The sequence below is a fragment of the Pseudonocardia cypriaca genome (genome assembly GCF_006717045.1).
GTDB lineage: Bacteria > Actinomycetota > Actinomycetes > Mycobacteriales > Pseudonocardiaceae > Pseudonocardia > Pseudonocardia cypriaca.
The window spans coordinates 443,316-465,789 of sequence record NZ_VFPH01000002.1; the positions used below are offsets into that span (position 1 = coordinate 443,316).

Sequence of the window (22,474 nt, forward strand, 5' to 3'; positions counted from 1 at the left end):
CGCAGGTGTCGCTCTGCGGGATCTCTTCCACCTCGTTGGATGTCGCGGGAGCGGCGCCGGCCGGTGGAGCATCACCAGGCACGCCACTGGTGGCCACCGCCTCGCTGGACATGGGCGCCAGACGCTGCAGGACCATGGGGAAGCCCAGGACGGGAGCGTCAGCGATGGAGCCCTACTTCGATCTCGGCACCTACACGCGCGGTACGTCGACGGCCTCGACGAGCGCCAGAACGTGGTTCGACCGCGGTCTCGTGTGGTCCTACGCGTTCCACCACGAGGAGGCGATCCGGTGCTTCGAGCGCGCGGTCGAGTACGACCCGGGCTTCGCACTGGCCCACTGGGGGATCGCCTACGCGATCGGTCCGAACTACAACAAGCAGTGGGAGGCGTTCGACCCCGTCGACCTCGCCGCGTCGCTGGAGAAGGCGTGCGACGAGGTCGCAACGGCGCGCGCGTGCGCCGACCGCGCCGCGCCGGTCGAGCGGGCGCTCGTCGAGGCGCTCGGGAGCCGCTACCAGGCCAACGACCCGTCGGCCGACCTCGTCGCGTGGAACGCCGACTACGCCGAGGCGATGCGTGCGGTGTACCGCGCCCATCCCGACGATCTCGACGTCGCGGCGCTCTTCGCCGACGCGCTGCTGAACCTGACACCGTGGGCGCTGTGGGACCGCTACACGGGCCTGCCGTCCGAGGGTGCGGCGACGCTCGAGGCCAAGGAGGTGCTCGAGCGCGCGCTCGCCCGGCCCGGTGGCCGCAAGCACCCCGGAATGACGCACCTCTACGTGCACCTGATGGAGATGTCGCCGTTCCCCGAGCGCGCGCTGCCGGTCGCCGACCGGCTGCGCTCCCTCGTCCCCGACGCGGGCCACCTGGTGCACATGCCCACGCACATCGACGTGCTGTGCGGCGACTACAAGAGCACGCTCGAGTCGAACCTGCGCGCGATCGAGGTCAACGAGAAGTACGTCGCGCGCGAGGGCCGGGTCGGGTTCTACGCGCTCTACCACGCGCACGACCGCCACTTCGCGATCTACGCGGCGATGTTCCTCGGCCGCTCGCAGGTCGCGCTGGGCGTCGCCGCCGATCTCGAGGCAGCGCTGCCCGAGGACCTGCTGCGGATCGAGCAGCCGCCGATGGCCGACTACCTCGAGGCGTTCGTCCCCATGGGACTGCACGTGCTCATCCGCTTCGGGATGTGGGAGGACATCCTCGCGCAACCGCTGCCCTCCGACCCCGGGCTCTACTGCACCACGACGGCGATGACGCACTACGCGCAGGGCGTCGCGTACGCCGCGACCGGGCGCATGGATGAAGCCGAGGTGGCACGCGAGGCGTTCCTCGCAGCAGTTCAGCGCGTACCCGACTCGCGCTACCTGTTCAACAACACGTGCCAGGACATCCTCGCCGTCGCCGGGGCGATGCTCGACGGCGAGCTCGACTACCGGCGCGGCCGGTTCGACGCGGCGTTCGAGCACCTGCGCCGGGCGATCGCGCTCGACGACGCGCTGCCCTACGACGAGCCGTGGGGCTGGATGCAGCCCACGCGCCACGCGTACGGCGCGTTGCTGCTCGAGCAGGGTCGCGTCGACGAGGCCGAGACCGTCTACGCCGAGGACCTGGGCTACGACTCGTCGATCCCGCGCTCGTCCTGGCACCCCGGCAACGTGTGGAGCCTGCACGGCTACCACGAGTGCCTCGTTCGGCTGGGAAAGGCCGAGCCGGCACGGATCGTCGCGCAGCAGCTCGATGTGGCCCTCGCCCGCGCCGACGTCCCGATCGAGTCGTCGTGCTTCTGCCGCTCGGCACACCGAGCAGGCGGTGGTCCGTAGTTCCTCGTGGGAAGGTGCGTCACCGGGTACGCCGAGCGAGCTCCACCGTGTCGCCCCGTGCGACGGTGCGCAGTCGGTCGTCGTGCCCGCGGCTGCGCATCTCCACGACGAAGTGTTCCAGCGGGCTCCGGAACACGCGGTAGTCGTCGTAGTGCACGGGGACGACGGTGGCGGGCTCGATCAGCTCGACCAGATCCGTGCCCTGCCGGCCGTCCATCGTGACGAGCACGCCGAGCACCCTCGTGCCGCCGAGGTGCGTGATCATCACGTCGATGTCGGGGAAGCGCTCCCGGATCGCGCGCAGCTCGGGGACGCGAAGCGTGTCGCCGGTGACGTACGCCCGCAGCACCCGGAGGTCGCCCCGCTCGAGGTCCACGATGCTGCCCATCACCGGCGGCAGCAGACGGTGGAACCCGACCGGGCCGTGCCGAGCGGGCACCGCGGTGACGCGCAGGCGCTCGTCACCGCGCACGAGCTCCCAGTCGTCCCAGGTCGCCAACCCGGTCGCGGCGCCGAAACCCCAGCGCTGCAGCCGCCGGGCAGCGTGCCGGGTGGTCACGACGGGCGGCTCGCGGGGCAGGTCCCGCTTCGCCACCCGGTCGAAGTGGTCGCCGTGCAGGTGCGACAGCAGCACGGCATCCAGCGGTGGCAGCTCCGAGATCGGCAGCGCGGGGTCGGAGAGCCGCTTCGCGGTCAACCCGTACCCCAGGTGCACCCGCTCACCGCGCCGCACGAAGTTCGGGTCGGTGAGCACGGTGAAACCGCCCAGCCGCAGCACCGTGGTCGCGGTCCCCACGAACGTCAGCGAACCCCCGTCGCCCGCAGCCCCCATGCAGCCGCGATTACCCCTTGGCGCTCGCCCGACACGTCCCTCCGCCGCCCCCGATCCCCCGAGCGGCTCCGCGGGTTCGGTACCAGGTCGCGAACAGCGCAACGGCGAGTGCGACCTCGGCGAGGTCGCCGCCGTAGTACATCAACTGCGCGGCCGCCCGCACCTGGTCGGGATCGGGCGAGCCGCCCGGCGGGAGTTCGGGCGCTCGGGCGTAGAGGAGCTTGGCGAGGTACGCGTGGGCGGCGCCTGCGGCGACGAGCACCAGGGCTCGGAGGGTGATCGGCGGGCGGCGAGGCGCGGGGTCGGGGCCGGCGATCGACCAGGTGAACAGGCAGCCTGCGAGCAGGACGTGCAGGTTCACGACGTGGTGGGCGAGGACGTTCGTGGTGGTGAGGGCGTACAGCGGGGTCAGGTAGAGCAGGTAGAGCCCGCCTATGTCCAGCGCGGCCGCCGTGGCCGGGTGGGCGAGGCCGTGCAGGGCCCGGCTGCGCAGCAGGCCCCGTGCCGTGCCGCGGGCGGCCACCGGCAGCACGCCGAGCAGCAACGTGACGGGGGCGGCGAGCACGAGCGCGAGTGGCGCGAACATGCCCAGCAGGAGGTGCTGGACCATGTGCCCGCGCAGGTCGTGCCGGCCGAGCGCGTGCAGCGCCGGAGACACGGCCAACCCGACCAGCACCAGCCCGATGACGAAGGCGGCCGTTCGCCGGGCGGGCCAGCTCCGGCCTGCGAAGCGCCGGGCACGGGCCGCGCGGAGGTAGGCGATCGACGGGACCAGTACGAGCAGCGCGACCAGCAGCCAGCCGGCGGCATCTGCGCCGCCGGATCCGTGGGCGCCGTGGACGAGCGGCACGGTCGGCGTCACCGCTCCTGGATACGCGGTGCGGCACTACCTTCCGTTCGGCTCCCCCACGCGAGCCCGGCTCCGATCAGCAGCAGGATCGCGGCAGCGGCGTTCCAGGCGAGGTCGTAGGCGAACAGGTCGACGCCGTAGCGGACCTGGTGGAGCCGGAGCAGTTTGTGGTCGACGATGCCGTCGAAGAGCTGGAACGCCCCCGACCCGAGGAAGAACCCGGACCAGGCGGACACCGGGGCGAGGGCACGGCGGCGCCGGAGGTCGGCGAAGGCGAAGAACCCGGCGACCAGGACCACGATCTCGGCGGTGTGCAGCAGGCCGTCCGACAGCAGGCCGATCTGCGGGCTCGAGCGGTCGTAGAAGTGGTGCCACCCGAGGATCTGGTGGAACACGATCTCGTCGACCGCGGCCATGAGCCCGACTCCGATGGCGGCGGCGACGAACATCGATCGGCGGCGTTGTGGACGTGGAGCGGGTGCCGGGTCGGGCTGCTCGTGCCCGGTGGTCGTCCCATCCCTTGGCGCGTCCACGCGAAGGCAGTACCCGCTCGTCGGCTCGACCAACAACGGAAGTGGCCGGCGCGTCCGCGTACGCGGCCGACCCGCACGTCCCGCGGAGTCACCGTGCCGGACGTAGCCTCGGTGACGTGAGCATCGCACTCCCACCGACCGTCACCCTCGACGGCCGCTTCGCGCGCGAGCTCCCGGAGCTGGCCCTTCCCTGGCAGGCGCAGGAAGTGCCCGACCCCCGGCTGCTCCTGCTCAACGAGCCGCTGGCCGCCGAGTTGGGCCTCGACACCGCTGAGCTGCGGTCCCCGCAGGGGTTGCGGCTGCTGGTCGGCAACCACGTCCCCGAAGGGGCCGTGCCGGTGGCGCAGGCCTACGCCGGGCACCAGTTCGGCGGGTACAGCCCCCGGCTCGGCGACGGGCGCGCGCTCCTGCTGGGCGAGCTCGTCGACGCCGGCGGCGAGCTGCGCGACCTGCACCTCAAGGGCTCGGGGCGCACGCCCTTCGCGCGCGGTGGCGACGGGCTGGCCGCGGTCGGCCCGATGGTGCGCGAGTACGTCGTGAGCGAGGCGATGCACGCGCTCGGGATCCCCACGACCCGTGCCCTCGCCGTGGTGGCCACGGGGAACCCGGTGCACCGCGAGACGCTGCTGCCGGGGGCCGTGCTCGCGAGGGTCGCGCGCAGCCACCTGCGCGTCGGCACCTTCCAGTACGCCCGGGCCTTGGGTGACGTCGCCCTGCTGCGCCGCCTCGCCGACCACGCCATCGCCCGGCACCACCCCGCCGCCGCCGACGCCGAGAACCCCGGTCTCGCGCTGTTCGAGGCCGTCGTCGCGGCGCAGGCGGCGCTGGTGGCCCGGTGGATGCTCGTCGGGTTCGTCCACGGGGTGATGAACACGGACAACATGACGATCTCGGGCGAGACGATCGACTACGGGCCGTGCGCCTTCCTGGACGCCTTCGACCCGGCCACGGTCTTCAGCTCGATCGACGAGGGCGGGCGCTACGCGTACGCCAACCAGCCGCTCGCGGCGGAGTGGAACCTCGCCCGGTTCGCCGAGGCCCTCCTCCCCCTGCTGCACGACGACCAGGAGCAGGCCGTCGCACTGGCGGTGGAGGCGCTCCAGGGGTTCCGCCGGCAGTACAGCGCCGCGTGGTCGGCCGGCATGCGGGCCAAGCTCGGCCTACCCGACGGGCTGGCCGACACGGTCGCCGATCCGCTGGTCGACGAGCTGGTCCGGCAGCTGCAGGAGAGCCATGTGGACCACACGTCCTTCTTCCGCGCCCTCGCCACCGCCGCCCGTGGCGACGCCGAGCCCGCTCGCGGCCTCTTCCTCGACCTCCCGGCCTTCGACGCGTGGCTGCAGCGCTGGCGCGCCCTTGGTCCGGACGCCGACGCGATGGACCGGGTCAACCCCGTGTACATCCCGCGCAACCACCTCGTCGAGGAGGCACTCACCGCCGCGACCGCGGGTGACCTGGAGCCCCTCGGCCCGCTGCTGGACGCGGTGACCAGGCCCTACGAGACGCGTCCTGGCCTGGAGCGATTCGCCGAACCCGCGCCGCGGGACTTCGCCGCCTCCTATCGGACCTTCTGCGGGACCTGATGCCCCGGCGGCGTCACCCCGGTCCCACGCCTCAGGCCGCCGGGCGGGGCAACGGCGCGTTCCACCTGCGCCACAGCGCCACCACCCGGAGGGCCGCAACGAGCACCGCCGCGCCGACGGCGACCGGGGTCGGGGGCAGCCCGAGCCGGTCGCCCGCCACGACGACGACGGCACCGATCACGGCGGCGAGCGCGTAGATCTCGCGGCGCAGCACCGTCGGGACGTCGCCTCGCAGCACGTCGCGCAGCACGCCGCCACCGACCCCGGTGATCACTCCGACCAGCACCGCGGTGACGGCCGGAGCGCCCACCCCGATCGCCACGGTGGTCCCGGTGGTGACGAACAGGGCGAGGCCCAGCGCATCGGCCAGCTGTACGCCACAGCGCAGCCGTGCCACAGCCGGGTGCCAGCGGAACACGAGCAGCGCGACGACGACGGGCACCGCGAGGTAGGGCCACTGGCGCAGCGTGCTGGGCGGGGTCACGCCGAGCAGGACGTCGCGGAGGACGCCGCCACCGAGCGCGGTGACGGCCGCCAGCACCATCACGCCGAACACGTCCAGACGAGCGTGCACGGCGGCGAGCGCGCCGGACGCGGCGAACACCGCGACGCCCAGCAGGTCGAGCACGAGCAACATCGTCGAAGACTACGGAGCCGGGACAGCCCTGTCCCCGACGAACGGGTGGTCAGCGGCTGGTCTCCCGCCGCTCCCCCCGCTGCAGCAACGGCAACCGCTCCACCGCGCCCGACGCGCCGGACAAGACCCGGTCCAGGGCCGAGACCGCCGCGGTCAGCCGGCCGCCGGTCAGCTCGTCGAGCCGTTGCAGGTTGTCCCGTACCCGGTCGAGGACGGTCAGGGGCAGGGCGGACAGGGTCTGACCGGGCGGGCGGCGGGAGACGACCGGATGGGCCCGGGTCGGGGACACGCGGCGCACCAGCTCCCACTGCAGGCCCAGCACCTGGAGCCGGCGGCGGGTGAGCACCTGCTGCAGCCGCGGCAGCAGCTCGTCCTCCTCGGTGCGCACGTCCTGATCGAGGACGCTGAGGGTGCGGCGCAGCAACGCGGCGTGCCCGGGGTCGGTCGGGGACGACCGGTCGAGCCGCGCCACCAGCTCGTCGACCTCCTGGTGGTCCTCCTCGATCGCCAGGGTCAGCGGGTCGCCCTCGGGCAGCGCGCGGCGGGCGGCCGGGAACAGCACGGCCTCCTCGGCGAAGGCGTGGGTGAACACGAGCCGCGCGAGCGCACGCAGCGCCGCGGCGTGCTCGCGTCCGCCTCCCGCCTCGGTCGCCCGGACGCGCTCCATCAACCGGGCGAGCCGCTCGTGGTCGGCGCGCTGCCGGGCCAGGATGCTCGCGCGCCCGCCGAGCTGCTCGACGGTCTGCTCGGCGATCGAGCGGTGCCTGCTCGGACCCGTCATGCCACTCCCTCCACCCGGCGACTGCCCCTGGTGGTTCCCGCCGCCATCGGGTTGAACCGCTCGAACCGCGGCGCTCGCGGGCGACAGCACCAAGGCTCCGCCGATCGGTTCCGGACACCTTTGCGGGGGTACCGAGCGCACATGAGTCGATTCGCCCCGTTCGGGCGACGAGCCGCGGGTGGCCCGTTGCGACCCTCCAGGTTGCGGCGGCGGTACCGGGAGCATGAGCCCACTCGGCGCGTAGGACGCGGCCGCTTCGGCTGGTGGGGCCCCATCCCCTACTACTCGACCCGGACCCGGCGAGGAACCGAGGTCTCGGTGGGAGGGTGCGGTTGCTGTCTCCCGATCCCGCTCATCGTCACCCTCAGCACCTTGGTGGGGCTCCGAGCGCTATGGAACCGGGTTCACCGAGGCTCGTCGACGGCGCTATGACCGAGGTGCCGACGGCGCGCGAATCCCGGCCCGCTGGCGGCATCCGAAATCGACTCCCGTGTGCACGCAGTCGTCCGCCACAGCGCGGCGGCCTTGACGCAACTCGACACCGACGGAGCAGGCTCACACCCGCTCTGCGCCGTGCCTGACGGTCAATCCCGATGCTCGGAGTATTCCGCGCGTCACACCGACTAGAACCTGACATTGATGTCATGGATTAGTTTCGCGTCATCTCGGCCGAGCGCCGGACGAGGATGACGAAGGAGAAATCTGCGATGAGCACGGCCTTGGGGTACCGGACTTTCGGTGCCGCCGACGTCCAGGAGTTCTTCGACCGGCCCGATCCGTCGCCCGGTCCTGGCGAGGTCCTCATCCGCGTCGCAGCCGCGGGAGTCAACCCGCTGGACCACCTGCTCCGTTCCGGACACGTCCGCGAGATGAACGGCCATCTGCCCTTTCCCCAGGTCCTGGGGATGGAGGCGGCCGGGACCGTCCTCGCGGTGGGTGACGAGGTGACCGGCCTGGCCGTCGGCGACCGGGTCACCGGGTTCGCCCTGACGGGTGCCGGCACGTACGCGGGGACGACCGTGCTGCTCGCCGAGTCCACGGCCAGCATCCCCGACGCGCTGCCGGAGACCTGGGCGGCGACCATCCCCGTCGCCGGCACCACCGCGCTCGACGTCCTCGACCAGCTCGCGTTGCCCGCCGGGGCGTCGCTGCTCGTGAACGGGATCGGCGGTGGCGTCGGAATCGCCGTGGCCCAGATCGCGCGGGACCGCGGCCTCGTCGTCGTCGGCACGGGCAGTGCGGCCAAGCGGGATCTCGTGACCAGGACCGGGGCGACCTTCGTCGACTACACCGCCGGCGATCTCGTGGACCGGCTCCGGGCGCGGGCCCCGGACGGCTTCGACGCCGTGGTCGACACGGTCGGGGGTGACTCCATGCGTGGCGTCGCCCCACTGGCGGCGAAGCCGGACGCGCTCGTCTCCGTCGGGGACCCGTCGGTGACCGAGCTCGGCGGCGTGTCCGTCCATCGCCGCGTCGACCGGAGCGGCCTCGAGCGCGTCGCCGAACTGATGGTCACCGGGCGGCTCGATCCGAACATCACGGCGACCTATCCGCTCGCGCGGGCGGAGGAAGCACTGGCACTCGTCGAGTCCAAGCACGCGTCCGGCAAGGTCGTCATCGACATGAGGCTCTGACATCGATGCGTGGTCGCGACGGGCTTCAACAAGAGCCGGGATCGCTTTGGCTCCCGCCGAGCCGGTACCGGGTGTTCGCCTCGATCAGCGCAGCGAGGGCGTCCCGGGTCTCGATCAGCCGGGTGATGTCGGCGGTCAGTCGGTCGTGTTCCCTGACCATCGTGTTGTAGGCCTCTTCGGCGACGTCAGCGTCGTCGTCGCCGTCCACGCACGGCAGCAACTGGGCGATCACCTTGCTCCCCAGCCCCGCGTCGAACAGCCGCCGGATCATCTCGACCCGCGCGACCTCCGTCGCGGCGTAATGCCGCTGCCCACCGGCGGACCGGGTGCTGTGCACCAGTCCTTGCTGCTCGTAGTACCGCAATGATCGGGCGCTGACCCCCGTGAGTCGAGCCAGTTCGCCGATCCGCATCGTGGCAGGGGGAGCCGTCGCTGCCGACGTCACCGAGCACGGGATGGGACCTGCAGGAGGCGGCATCGATCTTCGTGGATCAGTACGGCTAGCCGTCGCCCCGGGCCATGCCGATCGCCTCTGCGCACTCGAGGAGGGCGGTCAGATGCGGGTGGCGCGGGGGGAGGGCCTGCTCGGCGTCGTACATCGCCGCGCGGAGCTCGTTGATGGCCGACTCCATGTCGCCGGCCGCGGCCTGGGCGCGGACCATGCCCATCCGGGAGGTGAGGGTGTCCGGGTGGGCCGGGCCGAGCACTCGCGCGCGCTGGGCGGCGACACGGGCGGACAGCTCGACGGCGTCGTCCACGTCACCGGCCAGCCGGTAGGCCACCGCGAGCGCGTCGAGGCCCGTCAAGGTGCGTGGGTCCTCGTCACCGAGCACCCGGGAGCGGTCAGCGAGGTTCGCCGCGATCAGGCCGATGCCCACGCGGCGCCGGCCTGCCGAGACGCGGGCCACGCCGAGGTTGCCGGCAACGGTCAACGTGGCGAGGTGGTCGCGGCCGAGCATCGCCAGGCAGTCGCGGAGGGCGCCCTCGAACAGCTCCATCGCGTCCTTCGCGTTGCCGCTGCTGAACAGTGCTGCGGCCCGAGCGTTGCAGGCGGCGACCTCGTGGATGTTGGTTCGTACCGAGCCTCGCGCATCCTCTGTTCTGACGGAGGCGTGGTCGCCCTCTGCATGGGACCACCAGGACATCCGAACCCCCTCATTTTGCACATCGATGTCAGGACTGTGCCGACATTCACTGGATCAAGGAGGTCCAGTAGACCGGAGGATCCACCAAAAATCAACGATGCATGCGGTAAGCCAACTAACTCCACCGCAGCCCTCGGACTACCCTTATGGAGCAGTTATCTGATGTCTACCGTCATCCATGAGGTGTAGCGCGATAACCCCCCGTCGATTGAACCTTCACCATCACCTGCGGGCGACCAAGGGAGATGCCGAGCGAATACAAATACCTCCGCGGTGAGTCAAGGCCGGTCAATCAGCGGATACCTTTCGACGCCGTGGTCGATGAGCTCCCGCACCTGCACGACAAGCCACTAGTCGCGGTGTGGCCGAGGAGCCCTCAGCCACGCGCGGCCATTCGCAGCGGCACGCCCGAATGCGCAGGCCTCGTCCCCCACAGGTACGTCAGGCACCCCGGCTCGTGCGCTCGATGGGTGCCGATGGCTGCGCAGAGGTGGGATCCGCCGGCCGTCGCAGCTGCTGGAGGCCGGGTCCGTAGCGGGCACGCAGCTCTTCGGGGAAGTCGGCGTAGATCTGCTGCACGTCGAGGTCGTGCCGGATGAAGCCCTTGACGAGCGCGGTGAACAGCGGGTCGGCGGCGACGGCCGCGTCCCAGTCGCTCCCGTTCGGTGCGAGCGCCCACAGGGCGTCCGTGCTGTCCACGACGACCGCGAGGTGACGGGCCTGGTGGTGCCGGTACACCATCCCCTCGGTGCTGGCGTGCTGGAGCATGCGCCCTCGGGGCACCGTCACCTTGCTCGAGCCGAAACACAGCAGGTCGAACTCCACGCCGCGGGCCTGCGCGTCGGCGATGTCCGCGTCGAACCGGGCGAGCTGTTCGGCGTGCGTCGACAGGTAGACGTGCCGGCCGGCCTGCCGCAGCATGTCCGCTGCGCGCGTGGCGATGGAGTCCCAGTCGGTCAACGAGGGCAGCACGTGCGCACGTTGCGCCGAGCGCTGATCGATCTCGGCGAGGCTCTGCTTCGTCCCGATGACGCGGGCGCGGAACTGCGCGTCGACGGTCGAGAGGAGCTGTTCAGCAGGCACGGCGACGAACCGGGCCGGGTCGTCGCCGACGCGGCCCACCGCGTTCTTGGCCTCGAGCCGGCGCAACGTCTCGTAGACCTTCGGCTGCGGGATCCCGGTCCGGTTGGCGAGGGCGTACCCGGTCATCGGCTCGGCCCCGAGCAGCCCGACGTACGCGCGTGCCTCGTACTGCGAGAACCCCAGCTCGGTGAGCTGCTCGACCGCCCTGCCGACTCCGTCCACAGCCACCCCCCGACGTAGTAACGACTGTCGTAGTTAGGCTACCGCGGCTCAGAGTTCGAGCACGCGCTCGGCATTGCCGTGGAACACGTCGGCGAGCACGTCGTCGGCGTAGCCGAGCTCCTCCCACTCCCGGAAGATGCGCTCGTAGGGGAGGCTGGGGTGATCGCTCCCGAACATGATCTTATGGCGCAGGCGCCCGCGGATGTCCTTCTTGAGCTGGTCCGGGAAGTACTTCGGGGCCCAGCCCGAGAGCTCCCAGTGGACGTTGCCCTTGTGCAGGGCCACCGCGGTCATCTCGTCGACCCACGGCCACCCCGGATGGGCGGCGATGATCGTCATGTCGGGGAAGTCGGCGGCGAGGTGGTCCACGGCGATCGGGTGCGCGTGCTCGATCCGGGATCCGAGCCCGCCCGGCATACCCGCCCCCATGCCGGTGGTGCCGACGTCCACCATGACCGGTACGCCGAGCTCGTTGATCGTCTCCCACAAGGGGTACAGCTCCCGGTCGTCGACCCGGTATCGGCCCATGATCGGGTGGAAGTGGAAGCCGAGCACGCCCAGTTCGGTCACGGCCCGCTTGGCCTCGGCGATCGCCTGCTCGCCCTTGTGCGGATCGACCGCGCCCCAGCTGTGGATGACGCGCTCGGGGTACTTCGCACGCAGCGAGGTGACGTAGTCGTTGCTGCACGGAGGCGCCCCGATGACGGACTCGATGTCGAAGGCGACCAGCACGACCTCGACACCCGCCTCGTCGAACTTCTCGATGACCTGTTCCTCGGTCTCCGCCTCCCACGCGCGACCCCAGTACTGGCCGAGTGCCTCGACGAACACACCTTGTGAGTCGATCCACGGCTGCGTGCCCGGGTACGCGTGCAGGTCGATACGACGCACTGTTCTCACCCTTCAGTCACGGAAGCGACGAGGTCCTTCTTGGACACCTTCCCGATCGGGGAGAGCGGGAGCTCGTCGAAGAATTCGAGGCGTTCCGGCAGCTTGTGCTTGGCGATCTCGAACGCCAGCAGGAAGTCGCAGAGCTCGCCGAGCTCGAGCTCCGTGCCGGGCCGCAGCACGACGCAGGCGCACATCCGCTCGCCGAGGACCTCGTCGGGCACCGGCACGCAGGCGACGTTCGCGACGTCCGGGTGGGCGAGGATCAGGTTCTCGACCTCCTCGGCGCTGATCTTCTCCCCACCCCTGTTGATCAGGTCCTTCTTGCGGCCCTCCACCACGTAGTTGCCGGACGGGTGCAGCCGCATCAGGTCCCCGGTGAGGTAGTAGCCGTCCGGGGTGAAGGCCTTGGTGTTGTGCTCGGGCGCACGGAAGTACCCGCGCAGCGTGTACGGACCGCGTACGCACAGCTCGCCGACCTCACCCGGGGGCACGTCCCGACCGTCGTCGTCCACGAGCCGCACCTCGTCGTCGGGACAGATCGGGCGCCCGCACGTCTCCCGGCGCACGTCGTCCGGATCGTCGAGGCGGACGAACATCAGCAGTCCCTCTGCCATCCCGAAGTTCTCCTGCACGACGGCGGTGGGGATCAGCCGGCCGGCGCGCTCGCGGACCTCGGGCTGCAGCCGTTGGCCGCCGCTCTGCAGGACCCGCAGCGACGACAGGTCGTGGCTACCGATGCCCGGGTCGGCGAGCCACCGGATCAGCAGCGACGGGACCAGGTGGATGTGGGTCACCCGATGCCGCTCGACCAGGTCGAACACGTCGGCAGGCCGGGTGGAGGTGCTCAGCACCACCCGTGCGCCGCGCAGCAGGAATCCCTGCAGGCCCGGGCAGGCCAGCGGCAGGTTGTGCTCGATCGGGAGCGCGAGCAGCAGCGCGTCGTCCGGGCTCACGTCGCACACCGAGACGGCCAGCCGCGAGTTGAACACGTAGTCGTTGTGGCTGCGCGGGATCAGCTTCGGCACGCCGGTCGTCCCACCGGACAGCAGGAAGACCGCGGGGTCGTCCGGGTCGATCTCGACCGACGCCAGCGCCTCCTCCGGCGCGTCCGGCTTCCGGAGGAGCAGCTCCTCCAGCGCGACGAACCGGTCGTCCAGAGGATCGTCCGACCCCTGCACCAGGCCGAGCAGCTGCCGCTCCTGGTCCTTGCCGATCCGGCGGACCATGTCGGGGAACGAGAAGTCCCCATCCCTGGAACTCCTGTGGCGCGCGGGGACGGCGCACGCGACCGCGTCGGTGAGGGACACGCAGTGCGCGATCTCCCGGTACCGGTGCGACGGCAGCGCCAGCACCGGGACGGCACCGAGCTTCTGCAGCGCGAAGTAGAGGTAGACGAAGATCGCCGTGTTGGGCAGCTGCACGACCACCCGGTCGCCTGCCCGCAGCCCGAGGTCGACGAGGTTGCGGGCGAGGTGGGTGGATCGCTCGTCCAGCTGCCGGTAGGTGATCTGCTCGGGCCCGTCGACCACCGCGATGCGGTCGGCGTACGTGTGGAACACGTCGTCGAACTCGGCCCGCAGCGGCCGGTCCCGCCAGTAGCCGCGCGCCCGGTAGCGCGCTGCGAACTCGGGAGGGAAGGGGACGACTCCGTCGATCATCGGGCGAGCTCCTCGAGGGTGCGCTGCTTGGTCTCCACGCCGTGGCGGAGGAAGACGACCAGCCCGACGACCAGCACGGCGCCGAAGAGGGCGAACATCCAGGCGATCCCCCCGGCCCGGCCGACCAGCAGGCCGAGCACGATGGGTGCGATCACCGCGGAGCCGCTGCGGAACGTGCTCCCGACCATCGTGGCCCAGGCCCGCATGCGCGTCGGGTACAGCTCGGCGGTGTACATGTAGATCAGCGGCGCGTTGATGTTGACCCCGACGAGCAGGGTGGCGCTGGCGATGAACAGGACCACCCAGCCGGACGCCCCGGCCACGCCGAACGCGATCACGCCGAACGCGGCGCCGACGAGGGCCAGGAGGTAGCCGGCGGTGAACCAGAACCGGCGGCCGAGCCGGTCCAACGTCGCCGCCGCGAGGTAGACCACGAGCATGTCCCCGACCGTGACGGCCGCGGAGAGCAGCGACGCGTGCGACTGCGACACCCCGGCGCGCACGAGCAGGGTGGGCAGGAACGTCGTGAGGCCCCAGAGCGCGAAGTAGGTGGTGAACCACGTGCACCACAGCATCGCCGTGCGGTTCCGGTAGGCCGGCGCGAACAGCTCGCCGAAGCGGGTGCGCGGCTCCTTGACCGCTGGCACCGGGACGGCCACGTCGTCGCCGGTCGGCGCGGGCTTGCCGATCGCGCGGCTCGCCTCCATCTCCTCGACGGTGCGGCGCGCGGTCTCGAGATCCCCCTTGTGCACCAGGTGGCGGGGCGACTCGGGCAACCGGAAGTAAGCCCAGATCGCGGCCAGGGCCGGCACCGCGCCGATGGCGAAGAGGTAGCGCCAGGCGTCGTGCGGCGGGAACACCGCGAGGAGCAGCCCGCCGACAAGCGAGGCGGCGAGGATCCCCCAGATGAACAGGCTCTCGTAGATCAGCACGATCTTGCCGCGGGCCCTGGCGCGCACGAACTCGTTGAACATCGCGGCGGCCACCGGAACCTCGGCGCCCAGCCCGATGCCCTGGACGAGCCGGAACACCAGCAGGCTCTCCACGCTCCAGGCGAAGGCCGCGACCAGCGACAGCACTCCGAACAGCGCGGAGGACGCGATGAACGCGCTCTTGCGGCCGTACCGCTCGCTCACGAAGCCGAACCCGATCGCGCCGACGATCTGGCCCACGTAGCCCGCGGCGATCAGGAAACCGGCGGTCTCCACGCCCGCCCCGAACGTGCCGAGGATCGCGGCCATCGTCACCGCGACGGCCAGCGTGTCGAACGAGTCGAAGAACGTGCCCACCCCGAGGATCGAGGCGACCCTCAGGTGGAACCGCGTGAGCGGGACGCGCTCCATGCGGCCGAGCAGCGCGGCTCCCTCGGCGGTGCGGTCGTCGGCCGGGGCGGCGGGGGGCGGTGGTCTGTCGACGGTCATGGCCCTCTCCTTTGAGGCGGTACCGATCCTTCGAGGCCGGTCACTCGGCGAGCGTCAGCCGCCGCGCGGTGCTGTCGATCACGTCCTTGTCGATCACGTCGAGCCGGCAGCCCCGCAACAGCTCGGCCAGCCGGTCGACCTCCTGCCGGCGCGGACGGGGCATCGGCGGCCGCATGAGCGGGCTGCCGATCAGGCCCCTCAGCCAGGCCGCGGTCTTGTAGCGCACGTGGAGCCGCCCGAAGTCGGAGAACACGTACTCCTGCAGCTCCGAAAGGCCCGAGTTCCAGATCTCCGTGGCGCGCCGGACGTCGCCCTGCCGCCACGCCTGGATGTGGTCGAGCATCGGCTCGAGCGCGTAGTTGAAGGTGCCGGTCGCCGTGCCCTCGAAGGCGTCGTTCGCCAGGTTCTCGTGGAAGTACTTCCCGACCGCGCCAAGGATCGCGACGGGCCGGTCGAGCTCGCGCAGCGTGCGCGTCACCGCGCGGTAGCCGTCGTAGTTGTAGGTCATCTTCCAGCCGACGACCTGCGGCACCTCCTCGCAGATCCGGCGGACCGCGGCGGGCGGCAGTCCCACGCCGTACGCGGGGGTCGTCCTGCCGACCGGGTGGACGACGATCGGCAGGTCCACCGCATCGGTGATGGCGTGCAGCAGGTCGACAAGCACCTCGGGATAGGCCTCGGCATCCCAGGACTGGGTGATGTCGCCCGCGCCGATCGGGGGGAACACGAAGAGACCGTCGACGCCCAGCTCGGCGGCGTCCCGCGCGATCTGCACCGCCCCGGTCGTGGTCACGTCGACCACGCCTGCGAGCACGGGCGCCCGGCCTGCGGTCTCCTCGAGCGCCATCCGGACGACCAGTTGGCGTTCCTCCCGGTCGAGGGTGAACAGCTCGCCGGCCTCGGGGTTGGCGACCAACGCGAGACCGGCGTCCAGCGCGGCCGGGGTGAGGAAACGGCGGAGGAAGGCGCGGTAGCCGGGCTCGTCGATCGTCCCGTCGTCGCCGAAGGGCAGGACGGGGGTGGCGAAGAGGCGGTGGAAGGGCTCGTAGGGCATCTGGGTCACCTCAGGTGGTCACGCGTCAGGTGGTCGCGGTGTAGCCGCCGTCGATCACGACGGTCTCGCCGTTGACGAAGGGGTTGCTGATGGCCAGGTTGACGATCGTCGCGGCCACGTCGTCCGCGGTGACGCAGCGACGCAGCGGGGTCCGCTTGGCGCGGCGCGCCATCAGCGACTCGTAGTTGTCGCCGAGGGCGTGTTCCATCCACTCCCCCTCCATCCAGCCGGGGGCCACCGCGTTCACCCTGATCTCCGGGCCGAGCGCGCCGGCCAGCGTGCGGGTCAGGTTCACGATCGCCGCCTTGCTCGCCGCGTAGGGGAACGGCTGTGGCCCCGGCCGTACGCCGACCACGCTGGCCAGGTTGACCACCGATGCCGGCGCCGACCTGCGCAGCAGCGGCACGCAGGCGCGGGTGACCTGGAAGGTGCCGCGCACGTTGACCGCGAAGATCCGGTCCCAGTCGTCCATCGACAGCCCGTCCAGGTCGGACGGCGGGGTGTCCGTGGTCGTTCCCGCGTTGTTGACGAGGACGTCGAGGCGACCGAAGTGCACGCCGACGGCGTCGGCCATGGCGCGCACCGCCGTCTCGTCGGCGACGTCCGCCTTCACCAGCAGCGTCTTCGCGCCCGCGCGCTCGGCCTCCTCCGCGACGGCTCGCGCGGCGCTCTCGCTGCGGCTGAAGTTCACGGCCACGTCGAAGCCCGCCGTCGCGAAGGCGAGTACCGCACTGCGGCCGATGCCACGCCCCGCGCCCGTGACCAGAACGGTCCGCCGGACCGCCGTCTCTGCCATGGATGACCTCCGCGTCGAAGTAGTAACTACCTTAGTAGGTAGTACGCTGGAGACACAAGGACGTCGAGGAGGACCCGTGCCAGAAGCCCTCGTTGTGACCGGAGTGCGCACCCCCGTCGGCCGGTACGGCGGGGCACTGTCCACCGTGCGGCCGGACGACCTCGCCGCCGAGGCGATCCGCGCCGTGCGCGAGCGCGTGCCCACCGCCGCACCGGACGCGATCGACGAGGTGATCCTCGGCTGCGTGAACCAGGCAGGCGAGGACAACCGCAACGTCGCGCGCATGGCCGCGCTCCTGGCCGGGCTGCCGGAGTCGGTCCCCGGCGCCACCGTCAACCGGCTCTGCGCGTCGGGGCTGGAAGCGGTGGCCGCAGGCGCGCGGGCGATCCGGTGCGGCGAGGCCGACGTCGTGATCGCGGGTGGCGTGGAGAGCATGAGCCGCGCGCCGTACGTGATGGCCAAGGCGGAGACCGCGTTCTCCCGCACACCCGAGGTCCACGACTCGACGATCGGGTGGCGGTTCGTCAACCCGCGCATGGAGCAGCGGTACGGCGTCGACCCGATGCCGCAGACTGCCGAGAACGTCGCCGCGGAGTGCGGGGTCTCCCGCGCCGACCAGGACGCCTTCGCCCTGCGCTCGCAGTCGCGGGCGGCCGCGGCCCAGGAGAACGGCCGCTTCGACGCCGAGATCGTGCCGATCGAGGTTCCGAGACGGCGCGGCGAGCCGGTCGAGGTCGCCCGCGACGAACACCCTCGGCGGACCTCTGCCGAGGCGCTGGCCGCGCTGCGCCCGATCGTCACCGAACACGGCACCGTCACCGCGGGCAACTCGTCGGGCGTCAACGACGGGGCCGCCGCACTCCTGCTGGCGTCGGAGGCGGCCGTGGAGCGGTGCGGCCTCACCCCGCTGGCCCGCGTGGTCACCAGCGCGGTCGCCGGGGTGGCTCCGCGGGTGATGGGCCTCGGTCCCGTTCCCGCCACCCGGAAGCTCCTCGACCTCACCGCGCTGTCGATCGGCGACCTCGACGTCATCGAGCTGAACGAGGCGTTCGCCGCCCAGTCCCTCGCCTGCCTGCGGCAGCTGGGGCTCCCCGACGACGCCGAGCACGTCAACCCGAACGGCGGCGCGATCGCGCTCGGCCACCCGCTCGGCATGAGCGGCGCCCGGCTGGTGCTGACCGCCGCGCTCGAACTGGCCCGGCGCGACGGGCGCCGCGCGATGTGCAGCATGTGCATCGGGGTCGGGCAAGGCATGAGCCTGCTCCTGGAACGCGTGTCCTGAGCCACGCACCGGCCCCCGTCCGGCGGTGGCGGTCGGCCGCCGCCTAGAGGTTCAGGACCAGTTCCTCCACCGGCTCCTCGTCGCGCCGGTGGACGTCGACGGAGAGCAGCTGGCCCGACAGCGGGCAGTGGTGCGCGGTCATCGCCAGGTCCTCGTGCAACCGGATGCGGTGCGCGCTGGGATCGACGCGGCGGCTCACGGCGCCCGCACGCCAGCGGGTCGACCCGCGGGACAGAACCGCGCCTGCGGTGGACCGGACCTCGACGGTTCCGTCCACCCGCACCAGCCGCAACGCCGGGCCGAGCGCGTGCCCCGGAGCGTCGGGATCGGGCTCGGCCGAGGGCGGCGCGCCCAGCCGCTCCGTGCGGATGGCGAGCCGCCGCTCGCGGGTGCCGTCGATGTCGAGGGCGCCGTCGCCGAGCACGACCCCGTACACCTGCGCGGCGTGCTGCGCCGACACCACACCGCGGGCGACGTCGGCGGCGACGTCGGCGGGGTCCCGGAACAGCGGATCACCCCACCCGCCGCCGCCCTGCCACGACACCGCGAAGAGGTCCCCCGGGCGCATCGGGATCTCGCCCGGCTTCGGGCCGAGCTCCCGCCACGTCGGCTCGGTTCCCGCGAGGTGCTCCCGGAGGAGGTCGGTTTCCGTGCCGCCCTCGGCCGTGGCGAAACGCTGCCGGACGGTCGAGCCGGGCCAGCCGCCGAACAGGCCGACGGAGTTGGGCACCTCGGCCCCGTGCGTCATGACCAACGCGGTCGCACCGGGCACACCGCGCAGGGTCAGGCCCATCTCGCCGGACTGCCCGCCCCGGGAGGTGCCCGCCCCCGCCGTGTCCGGGCGCAGGCGCCGGTACAGGTACAGCAGCGGGGAGACCTGCTCGTTGGACTCCACATCGGCGATCGCGGGCGCCGGCACCGCGACCGGTCCGCCCGCGTCGACGCCGTCCCGGCAGGCGAACGCCCCGGATCCGCCCGCGAGCGGGTCGAGCGAGTGCAGCCCGAACCGTTCCCCGAACTGGTTCACGCCGCCGAGGTTGAAGGTGGCCATGGTGCCGGAGCTGACGGCCTGCGCCCGGTCGGCGTACTCCGGGGAACAGGCGAGCAGCAGGTTGAGCGCCCGCTGCACGACGTTCGTGACCGTCCAGATCGTCTCGACCGTCGCGCTGCCGACGGGCGCGGGATGCTGCGCGGTGCACACCAGCCCGTCCGGCGCGACGATGTCGACCGGGCGCAGCAGGCCCTCGTTCCACGCCAGCCCGAATCCCAGCGTCGGGATCAGCGCACCGGTGACGCCGCCGCGCAGGCCCGCCCGGGTGGCATTGATGAAGCCGGGGGCCTGCTGGCTCGACCCGCTGAAGTCGAGCGTCAGCTCCTCGCCGGACTTCGTCGCGACGAGGTCGACGGCGTAGAGCCGGTTGGCGTGGCCGTCGTGCTCCAGGAAGTCCCGCACGTGCACCCGGCCGTCGGGGAGCTCGGCGAGCCGCTCCCGCGTCCGGCGCTCCGTGGTGGCGATCATCCGCCGCATCGCCTCACCGACGACGTCGGCCCCGTAGCGGGCGAACAGGCTCTGCAGCCGTTCCGTGGCGACGTTGAGCGTCGCGATGAACGCTCGGATGTCCAGGCCGAGGGCGGCGGGGAGGCGGCTGGCCGACACGATCATCTCGAGCACGTCGTCGCGCAGCTCACCGGCGTCCACCAGCTTCACCGCCGGGATGCGCAGCCCCTCCTGGTACACCTCGGTGGCCGCCGGGCACCACGAGGCGAAGTTCATCCCGCCCACGTCCGTCTCGTGCGCCATCACCCCGGCCCATGCGACGAGCCGGTCGCCGTCGAAGACGGGCCCGGTCATCTGCACGTCGTTCTGGTGCAACGCGCCGACGTACGGGTCGTTGCCGATGAACATGTCGCCGGCGCGCGGAGGCTTCCGGTGGCTGTTGATGTGCCGGATCAGCGCACCCACGGGCGGCGCCTCGTGGGCCACCTGGAACCCCATGGTCGCGAACTCCCCGTCGGGCAGGTACAGCCCGGTGAAGAAGTCGGACGCCTCGGTCACCGTGGGCGAGCCGGACACGCTCTGCAGCGCGATCCGCATCTCCTCGGTCACCGCCAGGAGGCGGTTGCGGATGATCTCGTACTGGATCGCGTCGATCATCGCGTGCCCTCCTCGGCGAGCGTGACCACGAAGTTGCCCAGCTCGTCGGTGCGGGCGCTCGCACCGGGTGGGACGACGAGCGTCTGGCCGGGGAACACGACCAGGCACGGACCGGCGACAACCTGGCCCGGCGCCGGGAACGCCGTCCGGTAGGCGGGACACTCCACCGGCTTCGCGGGGTCGTCGAAGACCACGTCCCGGATGTCGTCGGCCACCAGCTCGTCCCGCGCGGTCGGGCGAACCGCCCCGTCGAGGGCGCGGGCCGCGATGACGCGGAGGCCCAGCAGCTCGAACCCGGCCTCGCGGAACGCCGATCCCGCCCCGTACAGGGCTTCGTACCGCTCCTCGAACTGCCGCAACGTCTTCTCCAGCGCGGCCGGTGACCCCAACCCGTCGATGATCGGGACGTCGAGGTGGTGCGCCTGGCCGCGGTACCGGATCGCGGCGGTCCGCCGGATCGCGAGCCCGCCCTGCGCGGGACCGCCTGCCGAGGCCGCTTCCGCCTCGGCCGTCATCGCCGCCAGGGCCGCCGCCAGCGGCTCGACATCGCGCACCGCGATCCGGTCCGCGCTGGGGAGCCGCAGGTGGTGCGGGCGGCTGATGGTGCGCTTGAGCTCGCACGTCCCCGTTCCGAACGCGGACTGCCCGGTGGCGGTCGGGGTGACGACGAACGTGCGGATCCCGAGGTCCCGGCACAGCGCCCAGGCGTGCGACGGGCCCTGTCCACCGCCCGCGAAGAGCACGAACTCCCGCGGGTCGTGGCCCTTCTCGATCGTGACGCTGCGCAGGAGGTCGGCCATCCTGGCGTCCAGCACCTGGCGGATGCCCCACGCCGCTTCCACCACGCCGAGGCCGAGCGGTCGGGCGATGCGCTCGGCGATGGCGGCGGCTGCCGCGGCCCGGTCGAGCCGCATCGTGCCGCCCGCGAAGCCGTCCTCGTCGAGCACGCCGAGCACGAGGTCGGCGTCGGTCGCGGTGGGTTCGCTACCGCCGCGGCGGTAGCAGACGGGGCCCGGCCGGGCCCCCGCGCTGAACGGCCCGACCGTCAGCGCGCCGTCGCGCACCCGCGCGATGCTCCCGCCGCCTGCGCCGATGGTGGCGACGTCGATCGCCGGCCGCTGGATGTCCGCACCCCCGACCGTGAGCTGGTCGCGCAGCAGCGGGTTCCCGCGCACGACCGTGCCCACGTCGAAGCTCGTGCCGCCGACGTCCACCGTGAGCAGGTGCTCCTCGCCGAGCCTGCGGCCGATCTGCTGGCAGGCGATCACGCCGGCGGCCGGCCCGGACATCAGCACGGACACCGGCTGGTCGCTCACCACGTCCGCCGAGACGACGCCGCCCTCGCTGGTCATCACGACCATCGGCACCCCGAGCCCGCGCCCGCGCAGCGCCTCGTCGAGCCGGGCGAGGTAGGCGCTCATCACCGGTCCGAGCGCCGCGTTGACCGCCGTGGTCGACATCCGCGCGTACTCCCCCACCGCGGGCGCGATCTCGTGCGACAGGCTGACGAACAGGTCCGGGAACCGCTCGCGCACCGCCGCGCCGATCCGGCGCTCGTGCTCGGGGTTGGCCACCGACCACAGCGTGGCGACGGCGACGGCCTGGACGCCGGCCCCGCCGACCCGGTCGAGGACGCGGTCGATCTCGGGTCGGTCGAGCGGCACGACGACCTCACCGGCGCGGTCGATCCGCTCCGCGATCTCGAACACCAGGGTTCGCGGCACGACGGGCGACCACCGGCCGCGGTTGCGGTAGTCGCCGATCTCCAGCTCGGTCAGCCCGGCCAGCTGCCGCTTGAGCCTGCCGATCTCCAGGGTGTCGCCGAAGCCGGCCGTGGTGATCAGCGCCGTGCGCGCCGCGGAACCCGTCAGCAGCGCGTTGAGCCCGGCGGTCGTCCCGTGCCCGAACCGGTCGACCGACGAGCAGAACTCCTCGACCGACAACCCGAACCGGCCGGCCGCGAGCTCGATCCCGTCCATGATCCCGCCGATGATGTCGGCGGTGGTCGGCGCCTTCAGCACCGCCTGGCGGCCGTCGTCGGCGTACACCCACACGTCGGTGAACGTGCCGCCGACGTCGGTGCCCACG

At 72.1% G+C, this 22,474-nt stretch carries 19 protein-coding genes; 4 read left to right on the plus strand and 15 right to left on the minus strand.

The window, feature by feature from the left end; genetic code table 11:
* The first annotated feature begins 164 nt into the window (after positions 1-164).
* Positions 165-1,829 (plus strand): tetratricopeptide repeat protein, encoded by a 1,665-nt coding sequence (locus tag FB388_RS19740; RefSeq protein WP_142103673.1) that lies wholly within the window; start codon positions 165-167, stop codon positions 1,827-1,829.
* 19 nt (positions 1,830-1,848) lie between these two features.
* Here the strand turns inward: FB388_RS19740 and FB388_RS19745 are convergent, their stop codons facing one another.
* From FB388_RS19745 to FB388_RS19755, 3 genes are read right to left on the minus strand one after another with little or no spacing between them, the layout of a single operon-like run.
* Entirely contained in the window at positions 1,849-2,625 is a 777-nt protein-coding gene (locus FB388_RS19745) for an MBL fold metallo-hydrolase (RefSeq protein WP_246122200.1), read from the minus strand.
* Positions 2,626-2,671: 46 nt separating this feature from the next.
* Complete coding sequence (locus FB388_RS19750; protein WP_142103675.1) at positions 2,672-3,523, minus strand: cytochrome c oxidase assembly protein; 852 nt, start codon at positions 3,521-3,523, stop codon at positions 2,672-2,674.
* Positions 3,520-4,044 carry a DUF2243 domain-containing protein gene (locus FB388_RS19755; RefSeq protein ID WP_246122202.1) on the minus strand — a complete coding sequence of 175 codons (525 nt, stop codon included), beginning with the start codon at positions 4,042-4,044 and terminating at the stop codon, positions 3,520-3,522. Before FB388_RS19755 ends, FB388_RS19750 begins: the two co-directional genes overlap by 4 nt.
* 116 nt (positions 4,045-4,160) lie before the next feature.
* On the opposite strand from FB388_RS19755, the gene FB388_RS19760 reads away from it, so the two are divergent.
* Positions 4,161-5,627, plus strand: a complete 1,467-nt coding sequence (locus FB388_RS19760; protein WP_142103676.1) for a protein adenylyltransferase SelO — start codon at positions 4,161-4,163, stop codon at positions 5,625-5,627.
* Positions 5,628-5,658: 31 nt separating this feature from the next.
* On the opposite strand, the gene FB388_RS19765 is transcribed toward FB388_RS19760, so the two are convergent.
* Together FB388_RS19765 and FB388_RS19770 are read right to left on the minus strand one after the other, a co-directional pair.
* A complete protein-coding gene (locus FB388_RS19765; protein WP_142103677.1) occupies positions 5,659-6,264 on the minus strand; it encodes a trimeric intracellular cation channel family protein in 606 nt (201 codons plus the stop codon).
* A 49-nt stretch (positions 6,265-6,313) separates the two neighbouring features.
* Positions 6,314-7,045: a hemerythrin domain-containing protein gene (locus FB388_RS19770; RefSeq protein ID WP_142103678.1), complete on the minus strand. Its 732-nt coding sequence runs from the start codon at positions 7,043-7,045 to the stop codon at positions 6,314-6,316.
* Positions 7,046-7,752: 707 nt separating this feature from the next.
* On the opposite strand from FB388_RS19770, the gene FB388_RS19775 reads away from it, so the two are divergent.
* Positions 7,753-8,679: an NADP-dependent oxidoreductase gene (locus tag FB388_RS19775; protein WP_142103679.1), complete on the plus strand. Its 927-nt coding sequence runs from the start codon at positions 7,753-7,755 to the stop codon at positions 8,677-8,679.
* 25 nt (positions 8,680-8,704) lie between these two features.
* On the opposite strand, the gene FB388_RS19780 is transcribed toward FB388_RS19775, so the two are convergent.
* From FB388_RS19780 to FB388_RS19815, 8 genes are all read right to left on the minus strand, one after another.
* On the minus strand, positions 8,705-9,091 hold the full coding sequence (locus FB388_RS19780; protein ID WP_142103680.1) for a MerR family transcriptional regulator: 387 nt from the start codon (positions 9,089-9,091) through the stop codon (positions 8,705-8,707).
* Between the two features lie 88 nt (positions 9,092-9,179).
* Entirely contained in the window at positions 9,180-9,824 is a 645-nt protein-coding gene (locus FB388_RS19785) for a tetratricopeptide repeat protein (RefSeq protein ID WP_211362117.1), read from the minus strand.
* A gap of 441 nt (positions 9,825-10,265) precedes the next feature.
* Positions 10,266-11,135 (minus strand): TrmB family transcriptional regulator, encoded by an 870-nt coding sequence (locus FB388_RS19790; RefSeq protein WP_142103681.1) that lies wholly within the window; start codon positions 11,133-11,135, stop codon positions 10,266-10,268.
* Between the two features lie 42 nt (positions 11,136-11,177).
* Complete coding sequence (locus FB388_RS19795) at positions 11,178-12,020, minus strand: amidohydrolase family protein (RefSeq protein WP_142103682.1); 843 nt, start codon at positions 12,018-12,020, stop codon at positions 11,178-11,180.
* A gap of 5 nt (positions 12,021-12,025) precedes the next feature.
* Entirely contained in the window at positions 12,026-13,678 is a 1,653-nt protein-coding gene (locus FB388_RS19800) for a (2,3-dihydroxybenzoyl)adenylate synthase (RefSeq protein ID WP_142103683.1), read from the minus strand.
* Positions 13,675-15,099, minus strand: coding sequence for an MFS transporter (locus tag FB388_RS19805; protein WP_142103684.1), 1,425 nt, complete (start codon positions 15,097-15,099; stop codon positions 13,675-13,677). The genes FB388_RS19800 and FB388_RS19805 overlap by 4 nt, the downstream gene beginning before the upstream one ends.
* A gap of 40 nt (positions 15,100-15,139) precedes the next feature.
* On the minus strand, positions 15,140-16,153 hold the full coding sequence (locus FB388_RS19810; protein ID WP_142103685.1) for a dihydrodipicolinate synthase family protein: 1,014 nt from the start codon (positions 16,151-16,153) through the stop codon (positions 15,140-15,142).
* A 25-nt stretch (positions 16,154-16,178) separates the two neighbouring features.
* A complete protein-coding gene (locus FB388_RS19815) occupies positions 16,179-16,949 on the minus strand; it encodes an SDR family NAD(P)-dependent oxidoreductase (protein WP_142103686.1) in 771 nt (256 codons plus the stop codon).
* A gap of 76 nt (positions 16,950-17,025) precedes the next feature.
* On the opposite strand from FB388_RS19815, the gene pcaF reads away from it, so the two are divergent.
* Positions 17,026-18,231 (plus strand): 3-oxoadipyl-CoA thiolase, encoded by a 1,206-nt coding sequence (gene pcaF / locus FB388_RS19820; RefSeq protein WP_142103687.1) that lies wholly within the window; start codon positions 17,026-17,028, stop codon positions 18,229-18,231.
* Positions 18,232-18,274: 43 nt separating this feature from the next.
* Here the strand turns inward: pcaF and FB388_RS19825 are convergent, their stop codons facing one another.
* Together FB388_RS19825 and FB388_RS19830 are read right to left on the minus strand one after the other, a co-directional pair.
* Positions 18,275-20,386, minus strand: coding sequence for a hydantoinase B/oxoprolinase family protein (locus tag FB388_RS19825; protein ID WP_142103688.1), 2,112 nt, complete (start codon positions 20,384-20,386; stop codon positions 18,275-18,277).
* Positions 20,383-22,473, minus strand: a complete 2,091-nt coding sequence (locus FB388_RS19830; protein ID WP_142103689.1) for a hydantoinase/oxoprolinase family protein — start codon at positions 22,471-22,473, stop codon at positions 20,383-20,385. The genes FB388_RS19825 and FB388_RS19830 overlap by 4 nt, the downstream gene beginning before the upstream one ends.
* Position 22,474 lies beyond the last annotated feature (1 nt).

Coding starts and splice junctions, on each gene's coding strand:
- FB388_RS19740 (WP_142103673.1), top strand. CDS start 165: ATGGAGCCCTACTTCGATCTCGGCACCTACACGCGCGGTACGTCGACG.
- FB388_RS19765 (WP_142103677.1), bottom strand. CDS start 6,264: ATGTTGCTCGTGCTCGACCTGCTGGGCGTCGCGGTGTTCGCCGCGTCC.
- FB388_RS19770 (WP_142103678.1), bottom strand. CDS start 7,045: ATGACGGGTCCGAGCAGGCACCGCTCGATCGCCGAGCAGACCGTCGAG.
- FB388_RS19775 (WP_142103679.1), top strand. CDS start 7,753: ATGAGCACGGCCTTGGGGTACCGGACTTTCGGTGCCGCCGACGTCCAG.
- FB388_RS19780 (WP_142103680.1), bottom strand. CDS start 9,091: ATGCGGATCGGCGAACTGGCTCGACTCACGGGGGTCAGCGCCCGATCA.
- FB388_RS19785 (WP_211362117.1), bottom strand. CDS start 9,824: ATGTCCTGGTGGTCCCATGCAGAGGGCGACCACGCCTCCGTCAGAACA.
- FB388_RS19800 (WP_142103683.1), bottom strand. CDS start 13,678: ATGATCGACGGAGTCGTCCCCTTCCCTCCCGAGTTCGCAGCGCGCTAC.
- FB388_RS19805 (WP_142103684.1), bottom strand. CDS start 15,099: ATGACCGTCGACAGACCACCGCCCCCCGCCGCCCCGGCCGACGACCGC.
- FB388_RS19810 (WP_142103685.1), bottom strand. CDS start 16,153: ATGCCCTACGAGCCCTTCCACCGCCTCTTCGCCACCCCCGTCCTGCCC.
- FB388_RS19815 (WP_142103686.1), bottom strand. CDS start 16,949: ATGGCAGAGACGGCGGTCCGGCGGACCGTTCTGGTCACGGGCGCGGGG.
- FB388_RS19825 (WP_142103688.1), bottom strand. CDS start 20,386: ATGATCGACGCGATCCAGTACGAGATCATCCGCAACCGCCTCCTGGCG.